We start from the raw sequence: 21341 nt of genomic DNA, 5'->3' as shown, positions 1-21341 counted from the left end.
TGAGCCCCAGTCCAATTCACGACGACGCCCGGTGGGTCAGCGGGCCGTGTCCCAACACTTCGTGGTCCACGTGGGCTGATGGCTCCAGCTGGAAGGTGGCGTGTTCCACCGCCACGGGGAAGTGCTGTGCTGCACAGGCCTGCAGGGCATCCAGGATGCGCGGCGCACCGCCGTCGTGAAACGCGCTGTCCTCAATCACCACGTGGGCTGTCAGCACCGGAACCCCGGTGGCCACCACGGAGGCGTGGAGATCATGCACGGCCAGCACGCGGGGGACTGTTTCCAGGTGGGCCGCAACCTGATCCAGATCCAAACCGCGCGGAGCCGATTCCATGAGCACTGACCCTGATTCCCGCAGGATGCGGGTGGCGCGGGGAATGATCAGAAGAGCAATGGCCATGCCGGCCACGGCGTCGGCCCCGGTCCAGCCGGTCCAGGCGATCGCCACGGCGGCAATGATCACAGCCACGGATCCCAGGGCGTCATTGAGGACCTCCAGGAACGCGGCCTTCATGTTCAGAGAAGCTTCCCGGGCGGTGGTGAGCACCAGCAGGGAGGCGATGTTGGCCAGCAATCCCACCGCGCCGATCACGCCCAGCAGCACCACGTTGAACTCATTTGCCGGGGTGGGGTTGAGCAGGCGCTGGACACCCTCCGCCAGTGCGTAGATGCCCACTGCCATCAGAACGGTGGCCTGGACGCCTGCGGCGATGATCTCGGCGCGCAGCCACCCCCAGCTGCGGCGGGCCGAGCGTGGGCGGGTGATCAGGATGGAGGCCGTCAGGGCCATGAGCAGACCGATTGAGTCCACGGCCATGTGCGCGGAGTCCACCAGCAGTGCCAGGGAGCCGGTCAGGACCGCGCCCACCACTTGGGCCAGCAGCACTGTGGTGGTGATGGCAAAAGCGATGCCCAGGCGGGTGCGGGAGGAGCGCGCCACGTCATGCGAATGCCCGTGCCTGTCTCCATGGCTGTGGTCCGTGGCTGAATGCACGGCCGGCGCGCTACGACGTGATGCTTCCCCACATGACATATTAGAAAAATAGCATATGTTGCGTGGAGTGAGGCAGGTGCCGGCCGGTCGGGATGGCCGGCGGTGCTGCCGATGTGACGCTGCAATCGGCGCACGGGCTCCAGGTTCGTAGACTTGAACCATGCCCACCGAGTCCCCGGTCGAATCAACCCCCGCTGAGCACGCCGGAGGCCGTGAGTCCACGCAAAGTTCTTCAGTGGTGTTCACGGATCGCCGTGGAACGGTGGTTCAAAAAGTTGTCCCAGTGTTGGCCCCGGTCATGCCGCTGGTGTTGGCTGCGTGGCTGGTGCTGGCATCCGTACCGCTGGGTGGCCCGGGGGGCAGGGCGCTGATCTGGCTCGGAGTGCTTGCCGCACCTTTGGGTGTTCTGCTGTGGATCTCCGGGGCATTGGTCCTTGCCGAGCGGGCCTACCACCGTCCCGCATACGCTCGCCCGGTGACCACCGTGCTGATCGTGTGCGCCTGGGTGGGTGCGGTGGTGCTCGGCTTCTTCCTGCCCGATCTGATTGACGGGCGGGGGCAGTCCCTGTTCACGGCTGCGGCCGGACCCGATTCCGTGGGACTGAGCGCAGGATTCGCCAACACGCTGGGTGTGCTGACCTTTGCAGCAGCGGCAGGCTCGGTGGTCAGTGCCGCGTTGGATGTACGTTCCACCAAGGCTCGTTTGCGCGGAGACGTTGTGGAACTGGACCCTGAGGAGGAAGACCGCCTGCGGCAGCAGTGGGTCAACTCCTTCCAGGACCCAGCTGACTTTGCCCGCGAGTACGGAGATCCCCGGTGAACGGCATCCGCAAGGCTCTGCGGGACGGACTGGTGCCGCCACCGCCGAGCGCCGAACCCGTCAAGCACCGGGACGCCGGTGTCTGGACCATTCCCAATCTGTTCACGCTGCTGCGGTTCCTGCTGATCATCCCAGCGGTGATCTCCATCTTCTACATCGACGAACGCCCCTGGCTGCCCCTGACGTTGGTGGCCGTGTTCAGCTTGACGGACTGGGTGGACGGATTCCTGGCCAGGCTGCTGGATCAATACAGCGCGATCGGCGCCAAGTTCGACCCCTTGGCCGACCGCCTGGGACTGGGGCTGGTGGTCATCGCCCTGGCCTGGGAGGGGCTGCTGCCGTGGTGGGCCATCGTCATCATCGCCACCGTGGACCTGTTCCTGCTCTTCTTCATCCTCCTGATGGACGCGCACCAGGCCATGCGGGTCAACTGGATCGGCAAGTTCCGCACCGCCCTGACCATGGTGGGTGTGGTGGCCGTGCTGGCCGGCCCGGCCTTTGCCCAGCCGGTGTTGAGCACCATCGGGGTGCTGTGCGTGGAGGTCGGTGCCTTCCTGCACATCATCACCGGAGTCCAGTACGCCCGGTTGGCCTGGCTCGGGAGGCGACGTTTCCGCTGAGAACCGTCAGGGTTCAAGGCCGGTGAGCTCAGGGGCCATCAGGCGCGCAGCCACATGGCGTACTGCGTGACTGCCCGGGAATCCACCACCTCCTGGTGCAGGGTGAATCCGTGGCGTTCGTAGAGGCGGCGACTAGCCGGAGTGGTTGATTCCAGGGCCACCGATGTGCCTGCGGCGCGTTGCAATCCGTGGCGCAGCAGTTGTGTCCCGGCGCCCAGACCTTGTGCCGCAGGGCTGACGGCCAACATCTCCAGATGCCAATGCGGTTCGGGCGGGCGGGCGGCCACCACGAGTTCGTGATCTGCTGCAACCTGTTCGGCATCCAGCTGGTGGGTGCTGACAAACAGCTCCTCCAGCTCCTGCGACTGCTCAGGCGCCAGTGGCGGACTCCATTGGGCCACACCCACAATTCGGCCGTCGTCGTCCCCGGTGCCCTCGCCGGTGGTCACCACGACGACGTCGATGTTCTGGTGGGCCAAACCATGTTCGCGCAGTGCTCGCTGTTGGTATTGCGCTGCCTCGGGTGAGCCGATGGCTGCAGCTGGGATGTGCCCCAGGGTCCAGGGGTCCTGCGCAAAGGCATCCAACAGAATCTGTGCAGCCGCTTCAATGTCCGCCTCCGTGGCTGCCCGGACCGTGGTTGTGGGTGCTGCAGACGTGGGCTGGCTGGCTTGCTCACTGTATGGGCGGGGATCAGTGGGGGAGGTCATGGTCATCGAGTTTAGGTTCGGGGTCAGACGGCACCGAGCTCGTGAGGATCCACCATCGGAAAGCTCAGTGCATCTAGCGAAAGAAAGTTGATACAGGTAAACTCAAGTATGAACCTCACGGCCTCAGCACCTGGGGCCCACAACAGTCAAGGAGTGACATGGACACCAAACTCACCACGCGCTCGCAGGAGGCCGTCAGCGCTGCTGCCACTGAGGCATCCACGGCGGGCAATCCGCACATTGAACCCGTCCACCTGCTCAAGGCGCTGGTGGACCAACGCGACGGCGTTGCGGACGCCGTCCTGCAAGCTGCCGGTGTGAATGTGGCCGGGCTGGCCACCAAGGCAGCCCATGCCGTTGCGGCACTGCCGTCGGCATCGGGGTCCACCACGGCGCAGGCACAGTTCAACCGCGGCACGCTGCAGGTGATCCAGGCTGCGGAGAAGTTCGCCCAGGGCCTGGGGGATGAATACGTCTCCACCGAACACCTCCTGATGGGTCTGGCCCAGGTGGACAGCCCCGCCTCCCGTGTGCTGATGGAAGCCGGTGCCACGGAGCAGGTCATTCGGGACACCATCCCGGCCGTGCGTGGAGACCGCCGGGTGACCAGTCCGGACCCGGAAGGAACTTTCCAGGCACTGGAGAAGTACGGCACGGATCTGACCGCCATTGCCCGTGAAGGCAAGTTGGATCCGGTGATCGGCCGCGATTCGGAGATCCGCCGAGTGGTTCAGGTGCTCTCGCGCCGGACCAAGAACAACCCGGTGCTGATCGGTGAACCGGGGGTGGGCAAAACCGCCGTCGTGGAAGGTCTGGCGCAGCGCATGGTGGAGGGGGATGTCCCGGAGACCCTGCGCGGCAAGACTCTGATCTCCCTGGACCTGGGGTCCATGGTGGCCGGGGCCAAGTACCGCGGTGAGTTCGAGGAACGCCTCAAGGCCGTCCTGGATGAGATCAAGGGCTCGGAAGGCCAAGTGGTGACCTTCATTGACGAGCTGCACACCGTTGTGGGGGCCGGTGGCTCCTCGGACGGTTCCATGGATGCCGGCAACATGCTCAAGCCCATGCTGGCCCGCGGCGAGCTGCGTCTGATCGGTGCCACCACGCTGGATGAGTACCGGGAGAACATCGAGAAGGACGCAGCCCTGGAACGCCGTTTCCAGCAGGTCTACGTGGGTGAGCCTTCCGTGGAGGACACCATTGCCATCCTGCGCGGGCTCAAGGAACGTTACGAGGCCCACCACAAGGTCCAGATCGCCGATTCCGCTCTGGTGGCCGCGGCCTCGCTGTCCAACCGGTTCATCCCGGGCCGCCAGTTGCCGGACAAGGCCATCGACCTGGTGGATGAGGCCGCCTCCCGTCTGCGGATGGAGATCGACTCCGCCCCTGAGGAGATCGACCAGCTGCGCCGCCAGGTGGACCGGCTGACCATGGAGGAACTGGCACTGAAGGACGAAACCGATCCAGCATCGGTGGAGCGCCTGGAAGCACTGCGCAAGGACAAGGCGGACAAGCAAGCTGACCTTGACGCCCTCAACGCGCGGTGGGAACAGGAGAAGGCCGGTCTGAACCGGGTGGGGGATCTCAAGGCCAAGATCGACGAACTGCGCTCTCAGGCCGAACGTGCCCAGCGCGGCGGGGATCTGGGGGAGGCCTCCCGTCTGCTCTACGGGGAGATCCCGGCTCTGCAGAAGGAGCTGGATCTGGCTCAGGAGCAGGAAAACGCGGAGGAGGCTGACCACGAGTCCATGGTCTCCGAGGAGGTCACCGCGGACGACGTCGCAGAGGTCATCTCTGCCTGGACCGGGATTCCCGCCGGGCGCATGCTGCAAGGTGAGACGGAAAAACTGCTGCACATGGAGCAGCGCCTGGGCCAGCGGTTGATCGGCCAGACGCAGGCCGTGGTGGCCGTGGCGGACGCCGTTCGGCGCTCCCGGGCCGGGATAGCAGATCCGGACCGTCCCATCGGCTCTTTCCTGTTCCTGGGACCCACGGGCGTGGGCAAGACCGAGTTGGCAAAGTCCCTGGCGGAATTCCAGTTCGACGACGAACGTGCGCTGATCCGCATCGACATGTCCGAGTACGCGGAGAAGCACTCCGTGGCGCGCCTGGTGGGAGCCCCTCCCGGTTATGTGGGTTACGAGGAAGGTGGCCAGCTCACGGAGGCCGTGCGGCGTCGTCCGTACTCCGTGGTGTTGCTGGATGAGGTGGAGAAGGCACACCCGGAGGTCTTCGACATCTTGCTGCAGGTGCTCGACGACGGCCGGCTGACCGATGGGCAGGGGCGCACCGTGGACTTCCGCAACACCATCCTGATCCTGACCTCCAATCTGGGCAGCCAGTTCCTGGTGGACCAGAGCATGGATGAGGATGCCAAGAAGGAAGCGGTCATGAATGTGGTGAACGTGTCCTTCAAGCCGGAGTTCCTGAACCGGTTGGATGAAGTCATCATGTTCGACCCCTTGAGCACGGAGGACCTGTCCAAGATCGTGGACATACAGGTCCGTCACCTGGGGCAACGGTTGGCCCAGCGGCGTCTTCAGCTGGACGTCAACCCCGCAGCCACCGAGTGGCTGGGTCTGGCCGGTTACGACCCCGCTTACGGTGCCCGGCCGCTGCGTCGGCTGGTGCAGCGTGAGATTGGCGACAAGCTGGCCAAGGGGATTCTCTCCGGGGCCATCGTGGACGGGGACACCGTGCGGGTGGATGTCAACCCGGACGTTGCCGCTGACGGACTGCTGGTGACAGCCGGCGATGCACCCGGCAGTCCTTCAGGTGAGACCTCCCAGGAGGACTGAAGCAGGGGCGGCTCGGCGCCCTGGGTTTTCGTGGATTGCGAAAGCCACGGGAGTCGAGCCGCGCCGCGTGAGCGTGTACGCTGGGGCCACGACACAGACTGACAACACACCGGGGCCGTATCGTGTACCAAACGTACCGCCGACCGGGACCGAGAGACAGAGGGGGTCACGCTCATGGGGCGCGGCCGTCAAAAGGCGAAGGCAACGCGACAGGCGCGGGAGATGAAGTACTTCAGCCCGCAGACCGATTACTCCGCCCTGCAGCGGGAATTACGGCAGTCCGGCAACAGCGGACCTGCCGTGGCTCCCTACCAGGATGACTTCGCCGAGGGTGATGACTACTCGGAGGACTCGGGGTACGACTCCGACGACGACTACCGTTGAGTCGCTCTGACACGAAGGGGCCGGATCCATCACGGATCCGGCCCCTTCTGCATGCCGGCCCCTGCACATCCGGCGCGTGCCGCGATGATCAGGCCAGGTGCAGGTGCAGGTGCGTTTCAGCGGCTCACGATGCGTAGTCACCCACCATGTGAACCACTCCACCGTCCACGCCCTTGGCACCCTGGACCCAATCGGGGCCATCCCCCACGCCTGCGGCATCCGTGGTCTCCACGGTGCCCAAGATCCACGATGGGACCCCGCGTGCTTCCAGGTGCTTGACGGCGGCCTCCGCCACGGAGGGGTCCACCACCGCGATCATGCCAACCCCCAGGTTCAACGTGCGTTCCAGGTCGGCCAGGGGGACGTTGCCCAGGGTGGAGACCAGTTGGAAGACCGGGGGCAGAGACCATGTGGCACGGTCCACCGTGGCCGTCAGACCTGTGGGCAGCACACGCGCCAGGTTGGCTGCCAGGCCGCCGCCGGTCACGTGAGTGAAGGCCCGGACACCGGCACCTGTTGCCCCGGAGGAGTCATTGACGGGGAAAGTCTGGGCAAGATCCAGGACGTCGGCCGCGTAGACCCGGGTGGGTTCCAGAAGTTCTTCACCCAGGGTGCGGCCCAGCTCAGGGACGTCGTGGTCCAGGGACCAACCGGCCACACTGACCACACGGCGCACCAGGGAATACCCGTTGGAGTGCAGACCGGAGGAGGCCATGCCGATCAGCACGTCTCCGGCCTTGACCCGCTGCGGGCCCAGCAGTTCGTCGGCTTCGATCACTCCGGTGGCCGCCCCGGCGATGTCGTACTCATCCGGGCGCAGCAGGCCCGGGTGTTCTGCGGTTTCCCCACCCACCAGGGCAGTGCCGGCAGCGGAGCAGGCACTGGCGATGCCGCGAACGATGTCCGCCACCCGCTCCGGGACCACCTTGCCGGTGGCGATGTAGTCGGTCATGAACAGCGGCTTGGCGCCCACCACCACGATGTCGTCCACCACCATGCCCACCAGGTCCCAACCGATGGTGTCGTGGATGTCCAGGGCCTGGGCAATCGCCACCTTGGTTCCCACGCCGTCCGTGGAGGTGGCCAGATAGGGCTTGCGGTAACCCACCAGGGCTGAGGCGTCAAAGAGACCGGCGAAACCGCCCACACCGCCGATCACCTGATCCGTGTGGGTGGCCTTGACCGCCGACTTCATCAGTTCGACGGCGCGGTCACCGGCCTCGACGTCCACCCCCGCCTGGGCGTAGGTGATGGTCTGCTGGGAGGGTGCGGAATCGGTCACCGAGGGTTCCTCACTGGTTGGGCTGTTCGGCAAGTTGGGCATCCGAAGCGGGAACGGGTGGTTTACGGCGGGCCGCCACCACGGATTTGCCCAGGTCTTCGGCGGCAGGAAGCTCCGTGGGGTAGCGACCGGAGAAGCATGCCGTGCACAGTTCATGGGGCTCTTGCTCGGTGGCTTCCACCATGCCCTCTTGGGAGATGTAACCCAGTGAGTCAGCACCCAAGGATTCCCTGATGTCCTCCACGGCCAGGCCGTTGGCAATCAACTCGGCACGGGAGGCAAAGTCGATTCCGTAGAAACACGGCCACTTGATGGGCGGAGAGGAAATGCGCACGTGGATCTCCGCTGCCCCAGCTTCACGCAGCATGCGGACCAGGGCGCGTTGGGTATTGCCCCGCACGATCGAGTCATCCACCACCACAAGGCGCTTGCCGGCCACCACGGACTGCAGAGGATTCAGCTTGAGTCGAATGCCCAGCTGGCGGATGGTGTCCGAAGGCTGGATGAAGGTGCGGCCCACGTAGGCATTTTTGACCAGACCGTTGCCGAACGGGATCCCGGAGGCCTCCGCGTACCCGATGGCAGCCGGTGTCCCGGATTCGGGGGTTGGCATGACCAGATCGGCCTCCACCGCGTGCTCGCGGGCCAACTGGCGGCCCATCTCGACCCGGGACTCATAGACCGAGCGGCCGTGGATGGAGGTGTCCGGGCGGGCCAGGTAGACGTATTCGAACACGCAGGCGGCTCGGCGAGTTTCCGCAAAGCGCTGTGACCGCAGCCCGTCCTCGTCAATGGCCAGGAACTCACCGGGCTCCACCTCCCGAACAAAGGAGGCGCCCACGATGTCCAGGGCAGCCGTTTCAGAAGCCACCACCCAGCCGCGTTCCAGGCGTCCCAGCACCAGGGGGCGGATTCCCTGGGGATCCCGTGCCGCGTAGAGGGTGTGTTCATCCATGAAGGTCAGGCAGAAAGAGCCCACCAGCTGCGGAAGCAGTGCCATGGCGGCTTCTTCCAGGGACCCATGGGGGTGTTCTGCCAGAAGGGAGGTGACCAGAGCGGTGTCCGTGGTGTTGCCCATGGCCATCTCACCACGGGACGGGAAGCCCGATTTGTCGATCAGGGAGTCGTAGAGCTCAGCAGAGTTGGTCAGATTCCCGTTGTGGGCCAGGGCAACAGTTCCGTGCGGGGTGGCTCCCAAGGTGGGCTGGGCATTGGCCCAGTTGGAACCGCCCGTGGTGGAGTAGCGGCAGTGTCCCACGGCAATGTGGCCGGTCAGGGTGTTGAGCGTGGATTCGTCGAAAACCTGGGAGACCAGGCCCATGTCCTTGTAGACGTTGATCCGGGAGCCTGTGGAGGTAGCGATTCCCGCGGATTCCTGTCCACGGTGCTGCAGCGCGTAGAGGCCGTAATAGGCCAGTTTGGCCACGTCCTCACCCGGCGCCCACACGCCGAACACACCACATTCGTCCTGGGGTGATTTCTCACCAGGGAAGGTTTCGAAGCTCAGCTTTCCATCAGGGCGCGCCACGGGCTCATTCTTTCACGCCAGATTCCGAATCGGGCACCTGAGCGTGACGATTGTTTTCAGGGGCATGCTCGGCCGTGCGGCGCACGACGCGTTCGCTGGCATGTGCCTCCACGCGAGTTTGCACTTCCTGGGCCCGCTTGAGTGACACACGATCGAGAATCAGGGCGACGACGGCGCCCACGGAGAAGCCCAGTAGCGTGAAAATGGCGATCATGTAGCCCACCACCTGGCCGGTGGTGAACATGGCGTTGCCTGAACCCAGCACTCCCACCAGCATGCCCACCACTGCTCCCAGGGCCCCGCCAAGAATCAGGAACACCGGCAATTTGGGTGCCCGGCGATAGGACATGACCTCCGTGTATTGCTGTTGCTGCTCACCGTGCTGGTGCGATTGCTGCGTGGCTGGTGGCTGCGGATTGGGGTCGGCGGGGTGGCTTGCTGGGACCATGGTTTCCACCCTAACGCGATTCACGGGCCGCAGATCCGGCCCGCCAGCGCCTGTGCAGGGAGTTCTCAGCTGGTTTGTGGCAATCCTCAGGCCTGCGTGCGGGTGGGCCCGGAGAACAAGGGAAGGACCTGCTCCAGTCCGGCCCGCGTCCCGGAGGCGTTGACGGCACCTGTGGCCAGAGCTTGGTCCCATGTCAGTTCTCCCGTGACCAGTTGCAGCCACGTGGTGGCATCGGTCTCCACCACGTTGGGTGGAGTACCGCGGGTGTGCCGTGGACCTGGAATGCACTGGGTCACGCCAAACGGTGGCACGCGCACTTCAACACTGTTGCCGGGAACCCGCTCACCCAGCTCTTCCAGGCTGAACCGGACAGCGGTGGCCAGGGTCTTGCGGTCCACCCCTTGCCGTGGGGCAGCCGCAGGATCCCGGGGCTGCTCATCCACCACGCCTTCTTGTGCGCGACGCCATGACGCCAGGGCCAAGGTTCCGTCCGCTGGGTCCACTCGACGCCGGCCCATCAGACGGCGGTCTTTCCGGCCAGGTCATCGATGGCCTGCAGGGTGGCTGTACTGAGGGCAAATCTGCCTGCACTCTGTGCTCCGCCGGTCACAGACGGAGTGAAGCGCTCGGCAACCGCACGGGCCGCACCGGCTTCCACGGCGCCGGCGGCGATCAACAGTTCCAGGCACACCAGGTGATTGGTGCGTCCGCTGCCGTCCAGGGACTTGAGGACCACGGAGATTCCGGACTGGGTGGCCAGGCACAGCACGCCTTCCGCACCGAACTTGGCCAGCACCCCCAGGTCCTCCATGACCACGGTGTTGGCGCGGTCCGGGGCGTGCACGTATTCGGGGTAGTCCAACATGGCGGTGGCCACCGTGGCCAGGCGGAAATCAGCCCGGATGTTGTAGGCGGCCGCCCCCAGTGCTGAGTACATCCGTCCCAGAGCGGCCAAGGACACCGCAGGAAGTGGAGCCCCGCAACCGTCCGTTCCCACCACGGCGGGTTCTTCACCGGCGTACTCGGTGACGGCGGCCACCACCGCCTGCTGCAGCGGGTGGGCCGGGTCCAAATAGGTGGCCGTGTCCCACTGACTCTCCGCACAGGCGGCCAGGAACGCCGCATGTTTGCCCGAGCAGGGGTAGTTGAGGGGGGAGCCGCCGTCGTCGGTCGATGCCGGGCGTCCGCGGCGGTCGGCTGCGGGGCAGGACAGGGCGGATTCATCCAATGCCACCTTGGCCAGAATGCTGCGCACGGAATCCAACTGTGCATCCGTGGCCTGGTGTGAACCGGAGGCCACGGCAATCTGATCCCACTGGATGGGCGCCCCGTTGCTCAAGGAGACAGCAGTTTGGAACGGCTTGAGAGCAGACCGGGGGAACATGGGGGCCTGGACGTCTCCCAGCGTCGCCAGGATTCCATCCGGGCCCGTGACCACGGCGGCACCCAGGTGACGGGACTCCACCAGTCCGCTGCGCTGAAGGTGGGCCAACTCCACGGCGCCATCCGTTGTGAGTCCGGGCAAGGGTGCATCAGTGGGGGAGTGCTGCGTGGTCATGCAACCAGTATCCAGCACGTGTCTGCCCAACCCCAGGGAGGGCCTGCGGCAACTAGGCTGTTGAGTGTGAAAACTCTGGTGATCGGTCCCGGCGGTCGTGAACACGCCATTGTCCGTGCGCTGCTGCGCGATCCCGGTGTGGAGGAGGTTCACGCAGCCCCAGGCAATGCCGGCATGGCTCAAGACGTTCCGGTCCACCCACTGGACACCACAGATCCTCAGGCCACCGTGGAGCTGGCCCGCTCACTGGCCGCTGACCTCGTGGTGGTGGGACCAGAGGTACCCCTGGTGGCGGGGGTGGCGGATGCCCTGCGAGAGGCCGGGTTTCCGGTGTTCGGCCCGTCCGCCCAGGCGGCCGTCCTGGAGGGCTCCAAGTCATTCGCCAAGGAGATCATGGCAGCAGCCCAGGTTCCCACCGCCGCTGCCCGCACCTGCTTCACAGCACAGGAAGCCGCTTCCGCTCTGGAGGAGTTCGGCGCCCCGCACGTGGTCAAGGACGACGGCCTGGCGGCAGGCAAGGGAGTGGTGGTCACCTCTGACCGTCAGGTGGCCATGGACCATGCAGCAGCGTGCTTTGCCGCTGGTGGGCACGTGGTGATCGAAGAATTCCTGGACGGCCCAGAAGTCTCCTTGTTTGTGCTGTGTGACGGTTCGGATGTGGTTCCACTCTCCCCGGCGCAGGACTTCAAGCGCATTTTTGATGAGGACCAGGGCCCCAACACCGGTGGCATGGGTGCCTACACGCCCCTGGACTGGTTGCCGGATGGGTTTGTGGACCAGGTGGTCCAGACGGTGGCCCGCCCTGTGGTGCAGGAGATGGCACGTCGGGGCACTCCGTTCAACGGGGTGCTCTACTGCGGATTGGCCGTGACCTCACGGGGAGTGAAGGTCATCGAGTTCAACGTCCGGTTCGGAGACCCGGAGACCCAGTCTGTCCTGGCACGGTTGGAGTCCCCGCTGGGGCAGGTGCTGTTGGATGCAGCCAACGGAGAACTGGGATCCAGCGGGCATGTTCCGTTGCAATGGAATCCGCAGGCCTCGGTGAACGTCGTCGTCGCATCTGAGGGTTACCCCGAATCCTCCCGCAAGGGAGACGTGATCACGGGACTGGAGGCAGCCGCAGCAGTGGACGGCGTGGCCGTGTTGCACGCGGGCACGGCCTTCAACCACGATCACCAGGTGGTGGCCGACGGTGGGCGGGTGCTCTCCGTGGTGGCACTGGGGGAGAACCTGGACCAGGCACGGGAACGGGCCTACCGCCGGATCCAGGAGATCGGTCTGGAAGGATCCCAGCACCGCACGGACATTGCGTTGAAAGCTGCTCGCGGAGAAATCACCGTGGCACAACTTGGGCAGGAGTGATGAACTTGAGCACCCAGAAACCCACCTCCGTCCTTGCCGACGGCCGCCCAGAACACCCGGTCTTTACCGGGCACCCCGCGCCCCCTGAACTTCAGGGGTGGAAGCACGTCTACTCCGGCAAGGTCCGCGAACTCTACGTTCCGGAGGACGACCGCATGGTGGCCATGGGCACCTCCGTGGACGACAACGCCGAATACCGCGCCGGTTGCGTCCTGGTGTTGGCCACGGACCGTCTTTCCGCCTTTGACCAAGTCCTGGCCACGGAGATCCCGGACAAAGGCATAGTGCTGACCCAGATGTCCCTCTGGTGGTTCAACCAACTCTCCGAGGTTCCCAATCACGTCTTGAGCACAGGTGTCCCGGAAGAGGTCCAGGGACGGGCCATGATCTGCAAGAACCTGTCCATGTTCCCCGTGGAAGGCATTGTGCGCGGATACCTGACCGGTTCCGGGCTCAAGGACTACCGCGCCTCCGGTCAGATCTGCGGGATCTCCCTACCGGACGGGTTGCAGGACGGTTCCCGGTTGGAGCAACCCATCTTCACCCCCACCGGCAAGGCCGAAGTGGGGGAGCACGATGAACCCATCACGTTCCAGGAAATGGTGGACGGGATGGGCAAGGCGGTCTCTGACCGCCTGCGTGAGTTGTCCTTGCAGATCTACTCGCGGGCCGAGCAGATCGCGCGGGAGCGCGGCATCATCTTGGCGGACACCAAGCTGGAGTACGGGCTGGACTCCTACCGCGGGGCGATCACGCTGGGGGATGAGGTGCTGACCCCGGATTCCAGCCGGTTCTGGGCTGCAGAAACCTGGCAACCGGGACAGGCACAACCATCCTTTGACAAGCAGTTCGTACGGGACTGGTTGACCTCGGAGGAATCCGGTTGGGACGGTCACGGCCCCACTCCGCCCCTGCCTCAGGACGTGGTGGACAAGACCCGCAGCCGCTACATCGAGGGTTATGAGCGCCTGACGGGGGCCACGTTCAGCGCGGACGGGCCGTTCGCCTGACCGTGCCCTGACTCCCCGCAAGAGTGAGGCACGCGAGCCGGGGCAAGTTTTTCAGTATTTTCTACAAACCTGGACCAAAGTCCATGGTGCGTTCCGCGAGCCCACCAGATAATTCTTGGTGAGCGTTGCCCGTGACGACCAGATTCGGGCAAGGCGATTCGGTGAGGAACATCGTGTAGCACTGCCGGGGCGTTCCACCCCTCGGGCCAACGGGGCGCATGACGTCCGAGTCGTTCAGCTCCGGAAGGGTCTTAGGACTGCTGATGCTCTCCCCATCAGCACCAGGTTCTTTTGAGACACCGCGCAAGGCTTGGATCCCCTTGCGGCCAGGTGTAGAACCAAGACCATCTGAGGTGGAACGCTGAGCGGCTCCTTCGGCCCACGAAGGAGCCGCTCCATCTTTCTGACGCACAAAAATCCCCGAGCCCGGTGAGGGTTCGGGGATTTTCCGATGTGGTGAAACATCACGGTGTCGGGATGACAGGATTTGAACCTGCGACCTCCTCGTCCCGAACGAGGCGCGCTACCAAGCTGCGCCACATCCCGATGTGGCACCCGGACTCTTGGCCCGTGGGCAACCCGATCATCATACGGTGTGCTCCACGGGAAGTGAAATCCAGGTGAGACCGCTATCCGGCCCTGGCAGTGAGGGTCATGAGCACTGCCTCCGGGGGGCAGAAAAGGCGAACGGGGGCAAAGCGCGATTCACCCAGACCGGCCGAAATCTGCACCGGCACGCCCCCCTGTGAGGTCACGCCCTTGCAGCGTTCTGGTTCGATGTCGCAGTTGCTCACCAGGGCTCGCCCACCGGGCAGGCACACCTGTCCTCCGTGCGTGTGACCGGCCACCACAAGATCGGCCCCGTCCTGGGCGAATCGGTCCAGACTCCGCAGGTACGGCGCGTGAGTCAACCCCAACCGCAACGACGCCGACGCCCCCGCTGCCGGTTCGAACTGACCCAGCCCTGACCCCGGGTGAGTGGCAGGCAGGAATCCGGGGTGTTGGTCGTAGCCCAGGTGGGGATCATCCACGCCGGAGACCTCGATGACGTGTTCCCCGAGCCTCAATCGATCGGCGCGATTGATCACACCCACCCAACCGGCGTCGTCGAAGGCTTGGTGCATGGCCTGCCACGGGAGGATCTGGGCCTCCGTACGGTCATCTCCTGCGCTGGTGCGTTGCCAGAGGTAGCGGGCGGGGTTCTTGAGCATGGGGGCGAAGTAGCAGTTGGAGCCGGGCACGTAGAGGCCGGGGAAGGCGAAGAGCGGTTGCAGGATCTCCAGCAAATACGGCAGCGCGCCCATGTGGGAAAGGTTGTCCCCGGTGTCCAGAACAAGGTCAGGTTCCAACTGCGCCAAACCGTGGACGAACTTCTTCTTGGCCTCCTGGCCCGGCACGGTGTGCAGGTCGGAGATCTGAAGGACCCGCAAGTCCGGGCTGCCCGGAGCCAGGACCGGGAGGGTCTCATGGCGGACTCGGAAACGGCGCCGTTCGCCGAATACGGCCCATCCGGCCACCGCGGCCGAGGATACGGCCGTGGCCGCCAGGGTGGTGGCGGCCACGGAAGTGAGCGTTGCTCGAGAGGTCATGGATCAGCCGGCCCGGTTGGTGGTGCCGGTGCTGCCCGATGCCGAGTTGGCACCCGTACCAGTACCCGTGCCGGTGCTGGTCCCGGTGTTCGAGTTGCTGTTGGTGTTGGATGCGGAACCACTGTTGGGGCGGGGGCTGGCGCCGTTGCCCTCAGTCATGTTCTCCGGCGGCTCCGGGAAGGTGTCCGTGTTGTAGTCACGGGCAGTGGCATTCATGAACCGCTGCCACTGACCACCGGCGTAGGTGGAGCCATCCACAAAGTCATCCGGGTTCGAGGTCTGGGACTTGGGGGTGTCACCGCCGATGGAGATGTCGTTCAGGGAGCGCCACTCCAGGTAATTGCCCACCCACGAGGCAGTGGACAGACCCTGGGTGTAGCCCACCATCCAGGTCTGGACGGAGTCATCCGTGGTACCGGTTTTGCCCGCCGAAGCGTTCGGCAGACCAATGGGAATCTGGTAGCCGGAACCTCGGACCAGAACCTGTTCCAGAACAAAGTTCACGGTGCGGGCATCGGTCTCGCTGATGGCGCGCTCGCAGTTGACCTCCGGGACGTCGTACTCCCGGCCGGTGTAGTCCGTGACGGACATGAAGGCACGGGGATCACAACGCACACCATCATTGGCGAATGTGGCGTAGGCCGTGGCCATGGTCATGGGAGAGATGTTGTCATCCGAACCACCCAGCAGGGCGGACAACCGTGTGGTGTTCACGGGTTCGCCGGTCTGACCGTTGTGGATGCCAAGGTCCTCCGCCAACTCACCGATGCGGCACAGGTCCAAGTCGGAAGCCATGGCGTAGAGCGCCGAGTTGATGGAGTTGTACATGCCGTAGTCCGCAGCCATGTTGCGGTCATATCCACGCCCGGCGTTCTGGAAGCTGAACCCGTTGCCGTCGTCGCCGGGCTCGAACACGGCGCCACCGTCAACGCAGGAGGCGTTCCATGCGTAGTCAGCGGGGTAGGACATCCGGCTGGCATTGACCTCCTGGCCCACTGAGCGGCCGTCATCCACCCAAGCCAACAACGTCATGGGTTTGAAGGTCGAACCCACCTGGTAGCCGCCGGTGCCACCGTCCCAGGAGTCCGTGTTGAAGTTGAACACCGTGTTGGAGGTGCCCTCTTCAGAGGTGTAGTAGGTGTTCTGAGCCATGGCCACGATGTTGCCGCTGTCCGGCTCCACGGAAACGATTGAGCTGCCCACGCTGTCCGGGTTGTCATCCCGCGACTGGGTTTCGTTCACGGCGTCGTTGGCTTCACGCTGGGCATCGATGTCCAGGGTGGTCACAATGTTCAGGCCACCACGCTGCAGCGTGTTCAGACGATCTTCTGGGTTCGAGCCGAAGGAATCGGAGGCCAAGATCTTGTTCTCCACGTAGTCGCAGAAGTACGGCGCATCCGTGGCCGCCGTGCACCCTGCAGAGGTGGGGTGCAGATCCAGGTTGAGGGGTTCGTTGATGGCATCGTCGTACTCCTGCTGTGTGATGCGATCCTCATCCAGCATGGTGTAGAGCACAATGTTGCGCCGCTCCACGGAGACCTCCGGATTGACCGAAGGATCGTAGTACGCAGGCGACTGCACCAACCCAGCCAGGGTGGCTGCCTGGGCGATGCTCAGATCAGAAGCCGGGATCCCCCAATAGTACTGGGAGGCGGACTCCACGCCGTAGTTGCCGGTGCCGAACATGGCGATGTTGAGATAGCCCTCCAGGATCTCGTCCTTGGACTTCTGCTCCTCCATGGACAGGGAGAGCTTCACCTCACGCAGTTTGTCCGCGTAGCCCTTGTTGGCGCCCAAGGTGGAGGGGTCCCGACCGGCGCGAACGTCCTGGTCAATGATCAAGTTGTTCACGTACTGCTGGGTGATGGTGGAAGCACCCTGACGCCCACCGGTGTTGATCACGTTGTTGCCGATGGCGCGCATGATGCCCGCAACGGAGACACCGCCGTGATCATAGAAATCGCGGTCCTCAACGGAGAGGATCGCGTCCTGCATGTTCTGGGAGATCTGATCCAGAGTGACCGGTGTGCGCTTCTCCGCGTAGAACGTGGCCAATTCCGTCTGGCCGTCACGGGCATAGACGGTGGAGGACCTGGACAGCGGACCGTCCTGGAAGTCTGAGGGGAGGTCCTTGAACCATCCGATGGACCCGTTGGCGGCCATGCCGACTGCCGCTGCCGGTGGGAACACCAGTCCGGTGACCACAAGACCGGCCAGCAGGCTGGTGGCGATGAACGCGATGACCCGACCCATGGTCGAGCTGCCTTTGACGCCGGCGGGAGAGCTGGAGGATGAAGCCATTCGGTCAGTTTACAAGCCCTACCTGGGAACCCATTCGATTGGTAGCCAGCGCCACACTGCGCACCGAACGGATACTGTGGTGCCATGACTACCTGGGAATACATGACCGCGCCCATCATGATCCACGCCACCAAGCAGATCCTGGACAACTTTGGTTCCGAAGGCTGGGAACTGGTGGCCGTGCTGCCCGGCACCCAGCAGGCCAGCGTGCCGGATGCTGCCGTGAACGCACCCGTGCAGACCAACCCGATCGCCTACTTCAAGCGCCCCAAGGAGGCCTGATCATGTCGTCCTCGGTTGAGCAGCGAATCACCGAGCTGGGGTTGGAGCTCCCGGCCGTCCCGGCTCCCGCCGGCGTGTACGTCCCCGCACTTGTCAGCGGCTCCTACGTCCACACCTCGGGTCAGCTCCCGTTCATTGACTCGCAGCTGCCGGAAACCGGCAAGGTGGGCGAGGGGGACGGACTGGTGAGTCCCCAACGTGCCCAGGAACTCGCTGCTGTAGCCGCGTTGAACGCGCTGGCCGCCGTCAAGGGCGCCATCGGTGACCTGGACCGAATTGTTCGCATCGTCAAGGTGGTGGGATTCGTTTCCAGTCACCCGGAGTTCTACGGACAGCCAGGTGTGATCAACGGTGCCTCCAACCTGCTGGGAGATGTTCTGGGCGATGCCGGCGTGCACGCCCGATCCGCCGTCGGAGTTGCCGTGTTGCCCCTGAACTCGCCTGTTGAGGTGGAGTTGGTTGCCGAATTCGCCTGACCTGACCCGCCGCCCGCGCAGCTTTCCGCTCCTGCCGGAGTACTGGCGGGCGGCGCAGGTATGGCAGGAGGCAGACGGTGGTCTGCGCCCAGTCACGCCCGTGGATGCGGCGGGTATCATCCTGCTGAGGGACGGGCCGGGCGGGGTGGAGACGTATCTGACCACCCACGCTCAACGGTCTCCTTTTGGTCCGGTGGCCTTTCCCGGCGGTCCCGTGGACGCCGCCGACGACGAACCTCTGCCGTGGACCGGCCCGTCCTCCATCGAATGGGGGCGGCGCTGGCACGACGACGTAGGTGTCACCCGCCGCACGGTGGTGGCAGCGGCACGTGAGTTGTTTGAACGCACGGGGATCCTGCTGGCCGGGGCGGAACCCCATTCCACCGTAGAGACCGGTGATGGCCGGGATTGGGCTGATGCCCGCCAGAACATCTTGTCCCGCCACGAATCCATGCGGCATCTGCTGGAAAGCAGGCATCTGAGACTGCGCACCGATCTGTTGTGGCCGGTGGCGCGGTGGGTGACCCCTGAGTTCCTGCACCGCCGCTACGACAATCGATTTTTTGCCGTGATTCTCCCGGAACGCCAAAAGGTGACTGATCTGCCGGAGCACCCACGGCCGGGGCTGTGGGTGACCATGCAGCAGCTGACCACGGAGAACACCTGGCTGGGTGACACGTTGGGTGCACCGCACACCGTGGGGCGACCGCTGAGCGAACTGTTGGGGGCCACCATGAGCGGATTGCTGCAGGACTTGGCCTCAGCTCGGTCAGTGGTTGAGATCATTGCCAGGCCCAGAGACTTGTCCGCCCGAATGCCGTTGTTGGCATCGGATGGCGGATGCGGATTTCAGCTGGTGCTGCCTGGGCGCCAGCGCCCCATGCGGTGAAACACCGCGGATCAGCCGTACCGCGCATAAGGTACGGACATGCCGAAGGCTGCCGCGCTCGCATGCGGAGCACGACAGCCTTCCGTGGCAACTGCGCCTTGCTGATGTGGTGGCTGCGGACGGCGAGGGCTGCCCCACGCCGGACCCGTCAGCGGGAGCGCTGCTTGAGCCGCTGGAGGTCCAGAATCACCACGGCACGGGCTTCCAGGCGAATCCAACCGCGCTGGACAAACTCTGCAAGAGCCTTGTTCACGGTTTCACGCGAAGCACCCACCAACTGGGCGAGCTCCTCCTGGGTGAGCTCGTGAGCCACCAGCACCCCGTCCGGAGTCTGGCGACCGAACCGGTCAGCCAGATCCAGCAGCGCCTTGGCCACGCGGCCGGGCACATCGGAGAACACCAGGTCAGCCAGGTTCTCATTGGTGCGGCGCAGACGGCGGGCAAGAGCCTGCAGCAACTGCTGGGAGACAGCCGGGTTGCGCTCGATGACCTTCTTCAGGTTGTCGTGGTTCAGGCCCGCCAAGTGGGTTTCGGACACTGCCGTGGCGGCGGTGGAACGCGGTGACGGATCAAAGAGGGCCATCTCCCCGAACAGCTCACCGGGGCCCATGACGGCCACCAGGTTCTCGCGGCCGTCGCTGGCCGTGCGGCCGAGCTTGATCTTCCCCGAAATGATGAAGTACAGACGATCGCCCTGATCGCCCTCGTGGAAGAGCGTGGCACCGCGGGGCAACTCCACCTCGGTGATTTCGTCCGTGAGCGCCGCGAAGGCCTCGTCGTCCAAAGAGGCGAAAAGCGGTGCGCGTCGTAGGACGTCTGTATCCATGATGCTCCTCGTGTGGTTCAGCTCAGTCGGTCAACTGATGATTTGTGGATGTGACGCAGTCGACATCATCAGTACCACTTTAGTGCGACGTGGCGCTATTCCAAATGGAATTGCTTTCAGGCGTGGCCCCTCAAGCCAATTCTCATGTGTTGTCCAGGGCCGTTGCCTACGCTGTCACCTCCATTCGGTACGTGCGCCATCCTGCGCCAAGAGCACGCCAATAACACATCGAGGAGATCACGTGGAGTTCAACGGAGACCTGGTTCTGGGACTGACCGTCCTGGACCTGGTCATTCTGGTGCTGCTGCTCCTGTTTGTGCTCCACGGCGTGGCACGCGGAGTGGGGCGCACCATCGGAGGTGTGGTGGGCCTGGTGCTCGGTGCAGCGCTGGCCCTGTGGGTGCTGCCGCACATCGAGGTCACCGCCGTGGACCGGTGGATCCGCCTGGCAGTGGTGGGCGTGGTCCTGCTGATCTGCATGTTGGGTGGTCAAGCCATCGGGGAGGGTCTCTTGGGCCGCCTCACCGGCTCACCGCCGCGGTCCTCCCGAGCAACCACTGCCGTGGATCAAGTCGGTGGTGGCTTGTTGGGAGGCGTGATCGGCGCCGTCGTCGTCCTGGCGGTGAGCGGATTCCTGAACCAGGTTCCGCTGCCGTGGCTCAATGTGCAATTGGAGGGGTCACGCACGCTGGCCGCCATGCAGCGGTGGGCGCCGCAGGAGATCACCGACGGTCTGGCCACGGCACAGGAGGAGATCGCCGGGGCACCTGCCATGCGCGAGCTCGACGCCTTGCTCTTCCCGTCCGTCCAGCCGCCTCAGACCGAGGTGGATGATCCGGAGGTGCTGGCAGCTTCCGCCTCCACCGTCCAGATTCTGGGCTCCGCCACACGCTGCGGTTACAACCAGTCCGGTTCCGGGTTCGTGACCTCTGATTCCCAGGTGGTCACCAACGCTCACGTGGTGCAGGGAACGGACAGCGTCTCCGTGTTCAGCCCGGAGGGTGTGCGCCATGCCGCGGAAGTGGTGCAGTTCGTCCCGGAACACGATCTTGCCGTTCTGGAAGTTGCTGACCTGGACCTGGCCCCGCTGCGCATTGCTGAGGATGCGCAAGGTGGGGTCGAGGACGGTACCTCGGCCGCCTTCATCGGGTACCCACGATCCGGGCCGTTGTCCATCGGGCCGGCCACCGTCCAAGGCAGCGCCTACACCGTGATGGGCTCCGTGGACGGCTCCCAGCCCGTGCAGGTCATGCAGTTTGCAGGGGACGTCCAGCAGGGCAACTCGGGTGGTCCGTTGGTGGACATGGAGGGCCAGGTGATCGGAGTGGTTTTCGGCAAGGCGGTGGAGGATCCCGCCGGTTATGCCGTGGACACCGGGACCTTGGGGGAGGTGCTGGCTGATGCCGCCGGTGCCACTTCTCCCGTGGACACCGGAGTGTGCCAGGCGGCCTGAGCCCAACGTTG

20 protein-coding genes and 1 tRNA gene are annotated in these 21341 nt (G+C 64.8%); 10 read left to right on the top strand and 11 right to left on the bottom strand.

Annotation, left to right across the window (positions count from 1 at the left end):
* Nucleotides 1–16: 16 nt before the first annotated feature.
* Nucleotides 17–940, bottom strand: a complete 924-nt coding sequence (locus L979_RS04355) for a cation diffusion facilitator family transporter (protein WP_342453285.1) — start codon at nt 938–940, stop codon at nt 17–19.
* 214 nt (nt 941–1154) lie between these two features.
* On the opposite strand from L979_RS04355, the gene L979_RS14410 reads away from it, so the two are divergent.
* Nucleotides 1155–1814, top strand: coding sequence for a hypothetical protein (locus L979_RS14410; RefSeq protein WP_052209478.1), 660 nt, complete (start codon nt 1155–1157; stop codon nt 1812–1814).
* On the top strand, nt 1811–2434 hold the full coding sequence (locus L979_RS04345; RefSeq protein WP_052209477.1) for a CDP-alcohol phosphatidyltransferase family protein: 624 nt from the start codon (nt 1811–1813) through the stop codon (nt 2432–2434). The genes L979_RS14410 and L979_RS04345 overlap by 4 nt, the downstream gene beginning before the upstream one ends.
* Before the next feature lie 38 nt (nt 2435–2472).
* On the opposite strand, the gene L979_RS14405 is transcribed toward L979_RS04345, so the two are convergent.
* Nucleotides 2473–3144: a GNAT family N-acetyltransferase gene (locus L979_RS14405; RefSeq protein ID WP_052209476.1), complete on the bottom strand. Its 672-nt coding sequence runs from the start codon at nt 3142–3144 to the stop codon at nt 2473–2475.
* Nucleotides 3145–3302: 158 nt separating this feature from the next.
* Here L979_RS14405 and clpB point away from each other — a divergent pair, with 158 nt between their 5' ends.
* The gene (gene clpB / locus L979_RS04335) at nt 3303–5942 is read left to right on the top strand and encodes an ATP-dependent chaperone ClpB (RefSeq protein WP_047689677.1); all 2640 of its coding nucleotides are present in this window, start codon (nt 3303–3305) and stop codon (nt 5940–5942) included.
* A gap of 174 nt (nt 5943–6116) precedes the next feature.
* Nucleotides 6117–6326: a DUF3073 domain-containing protein gene (locus L979_RS04330; RefSeq protein ID WP_047689669.1), complete on the top strand. Its 210-nt coding sequence runs from the start codon at nt 6117–6119 to the stop codon at nt 6324–6326.
* Between the two features lie 124 nt (nt 6327–6450).
* On the opposite strand, the gene purM is transcribed toward L979_RS04330, so the two are convergent.
* The 5 genes from purM to L979_RS04305 all read right to left on the bottom strand — a co-directional run bounded on the left by purM (nt 6451) and on the right by L979_RS04305 (nt 11142).
* The gene (purM, locus tag L979_RS04325) at nt 6451–7650 is read right to left on the bottom strand and encodes a phosphoribosylformylglycinamidine cyclo-ligase (RefSeq protein WP_052209475.1); all 1200 of its coding nucleotides are present in this window, start codon (nt 7648–7650) and stop codon (nt 6451–6453) included.
* Complete coding sequence (gene purF / locus L979_RS04320; protein WP_047689665.1) at nt 7619–9136, bottom strand: amidophosphoribosyltransferase; 1518 nt, start codon at nt 9134–9136, stop codon at nt 7619–7621. Before purF ends, purM begins: the two co-directional genes overlap by 32 nt.
* 4 nt (nt 9137–9140) lie before the next feature.
* Nucleotides 9141–9584: a hypothetical protein gene (locus L979_RS14400; RefSeq protein WP_156125384.1), complete on the bottom strand. Its 444-nt coding sequence runs from the start codon at nt 9582–9584 to the stop codon at nt 9141–9143.
* Between the two features lie 86 nt (nt 9585–9670).
* Nucleotides 9671–10102, bottom strand: a complete 432-nt coding sequence (locus L979_RS04310; protein ID WP_047689663.1) for a sterol carrier family protein — start codon at nt 10100–10102, stop codon at nt 9671–9673.
* Nucleotides 10102–11142 carry an asparaginase gene (locus L979_RS04305; protein ID WP_052209473.1) on the bottom strand — a complete coding sequence of 347 codons (1041 nt, stop codon included), beginning with the start codon at nt 11140–11142 and terminating at the stop codon, nt 10102–10104. Before L979_RS04305 ends, L979_RS04310 begins: the two co-directional genes overlap by 1 nt.
* Nucleotides 11143–11199: 57 nt before the next feature.
* Between L979_RS04305 and purD the strand changes: the two genes are divergently transcribed.
* Together purD and L979_RS04295 are read left to right on the top strand one after the other, a co-directional pair.
* A complete protein-coding gene (purD, locus tag L979_RS04300) occupies nt 11200–12504 on the top strand; it encodes a phosphoribosylamine--glycine ligase (protein WP_156125386.1) in 1305 nt (434 codons plus the stop codon).
* A gap of 5 nt (nt 12505–12509) precedes the next feature.
* Complete coding sequence (locus L979_RS04295; protein WP_052209481.1) at nt 12510–13514, top strand: phosphoribosylaminoimidazolesuccinocarboxamide synthase; 1005 nt, start codon at nt 12510–12512, stop codon at nt 13512–13514.
* A 472-nt stretch (nt 13515–13986) separates the two neighbouring features.
* Here L979_RS04295 and L979_RS04290 read toward each other — a convergent pair.
* The 3 genes from L979_RS04290 to L979_RS04280 form a co-directional block, all read right to left on the bottom strand.
* Nucleotides 13987–14060: transfer RNA gene (locus L979_RS04290), tRNA-Pro, on the bottom strand.
* 83 nt (nt 14061–14143) lie between these two features.
* Nucleotides 14144–15103: a metallophosphoesterase gene (locus L979_RS04285; RefSeq protein ID WP_052209472.1), complete on the bottom strand. Its 960-nt coding sequence runs from the start codon at nt 15101–15103 to the stop codon at nt 14144–14146.
* A gap of 3 nt (nt 15104–15106) precedes the next feature.
* On the bottom strand, nt 15107–17404 hold the full coding sequence (locus L979_RS04280) for a transglycosylase domain-containing protein (protein WP_047689655.1): 2298 nt from the start codon (nt 17402–17404) through the stop codon (nt 15107–15109).
* Between the two features lie 84 nt (nt 17405–17488).
* Between L979_RS04280 and L979_RS04275 the strand changes: the two genes are divergently transcribed.
* Genes L979_RS04275 through L979_RS04265 form a run of 3 tightly spaced genes read left to right on the top strand, consistent with a single transcriptional unit; the run spans nt 17489 to nt 19051 of the window.
* Complete coding sequence (locus L979_RS04275; protein WP_047689651.1) at nt 17489–17686, top strand: hypothetical protein; 198 nt, start codon at nt 17489–17491, stop codon at nt 17684–17686.
* A gap of 2 nt (nt 17687–17688) precedes the next feature.
* Nucleotides 17689–18162: a RidA family protein gene (locus L979_RS04270; protein WP_047689649.1), complete on the top strand. Its 474-nt coding sequence runs from the start codon at nt 17689–17691 to the stop codon at nt 18160–18162.
* Nucleotides 18146–19051 carry an NUDIX hydrolase gene (locus tag L979_RS04265; RefSeq protein WP_156125382.1) on the top strand — a complete coding sequence of 302 codons (906 nt, stop codon included), beginning with the start codon at nt 18146–18148 and terminating at the stop codon, nt 19049–19051. The genes L979_RS04270 and L979_RS04265 overlap by 17 nt, the downstream gene beginning before the upstream one ends.
* 148 nt (nt 19052–19199) lie before the next feature.
* Here L979_RS04265 and L979_RS04260 read toward each other — a convergent pair whose 3' ends face one another.
* Nucleotides 19200–19877, bottom strand: a complete 678-nt coding sequence (locus L979_RS04260) for a Crp/Fnr family transcriptional regulator (RefSeq protein ID WP_047689648.1) — start codon at nt 19875–19877, stop codon at nt 19200–19202.
* A gap of 241 nt (nt 19878–20118) precedes the next feature.
* Here L979_RS04260 and L979_RS14395 point away from each other — a divergent pair, with 241 nt between their 5' ends.
* Nucleotides 20119–21330, top strand: a complete 1212-nt coding sequence (locus L979_RS14395; RefSeq protein WP_052209470.1) for a MarP family serine protease — start codon at nt 20119–20121, stop codon at nt 21328–21330.
* Nucleotides 21331–21341: the final 11 nt, after the last annotated feature.

The organism is Kocuria sp. ZOR0020 (assembly GCF_000800955.1).
GTDB classification, from domain to species: Bacteria; Actinomycetota; Actinomycetes; order Actinomycetales; family Micrococcaceae; genus Kocuria; species Kocuria subflava.
Note: the sequence above shows the minus strand (reverse complement) of the source record. Positions and strands in the feature narration are given on the sequence as shown.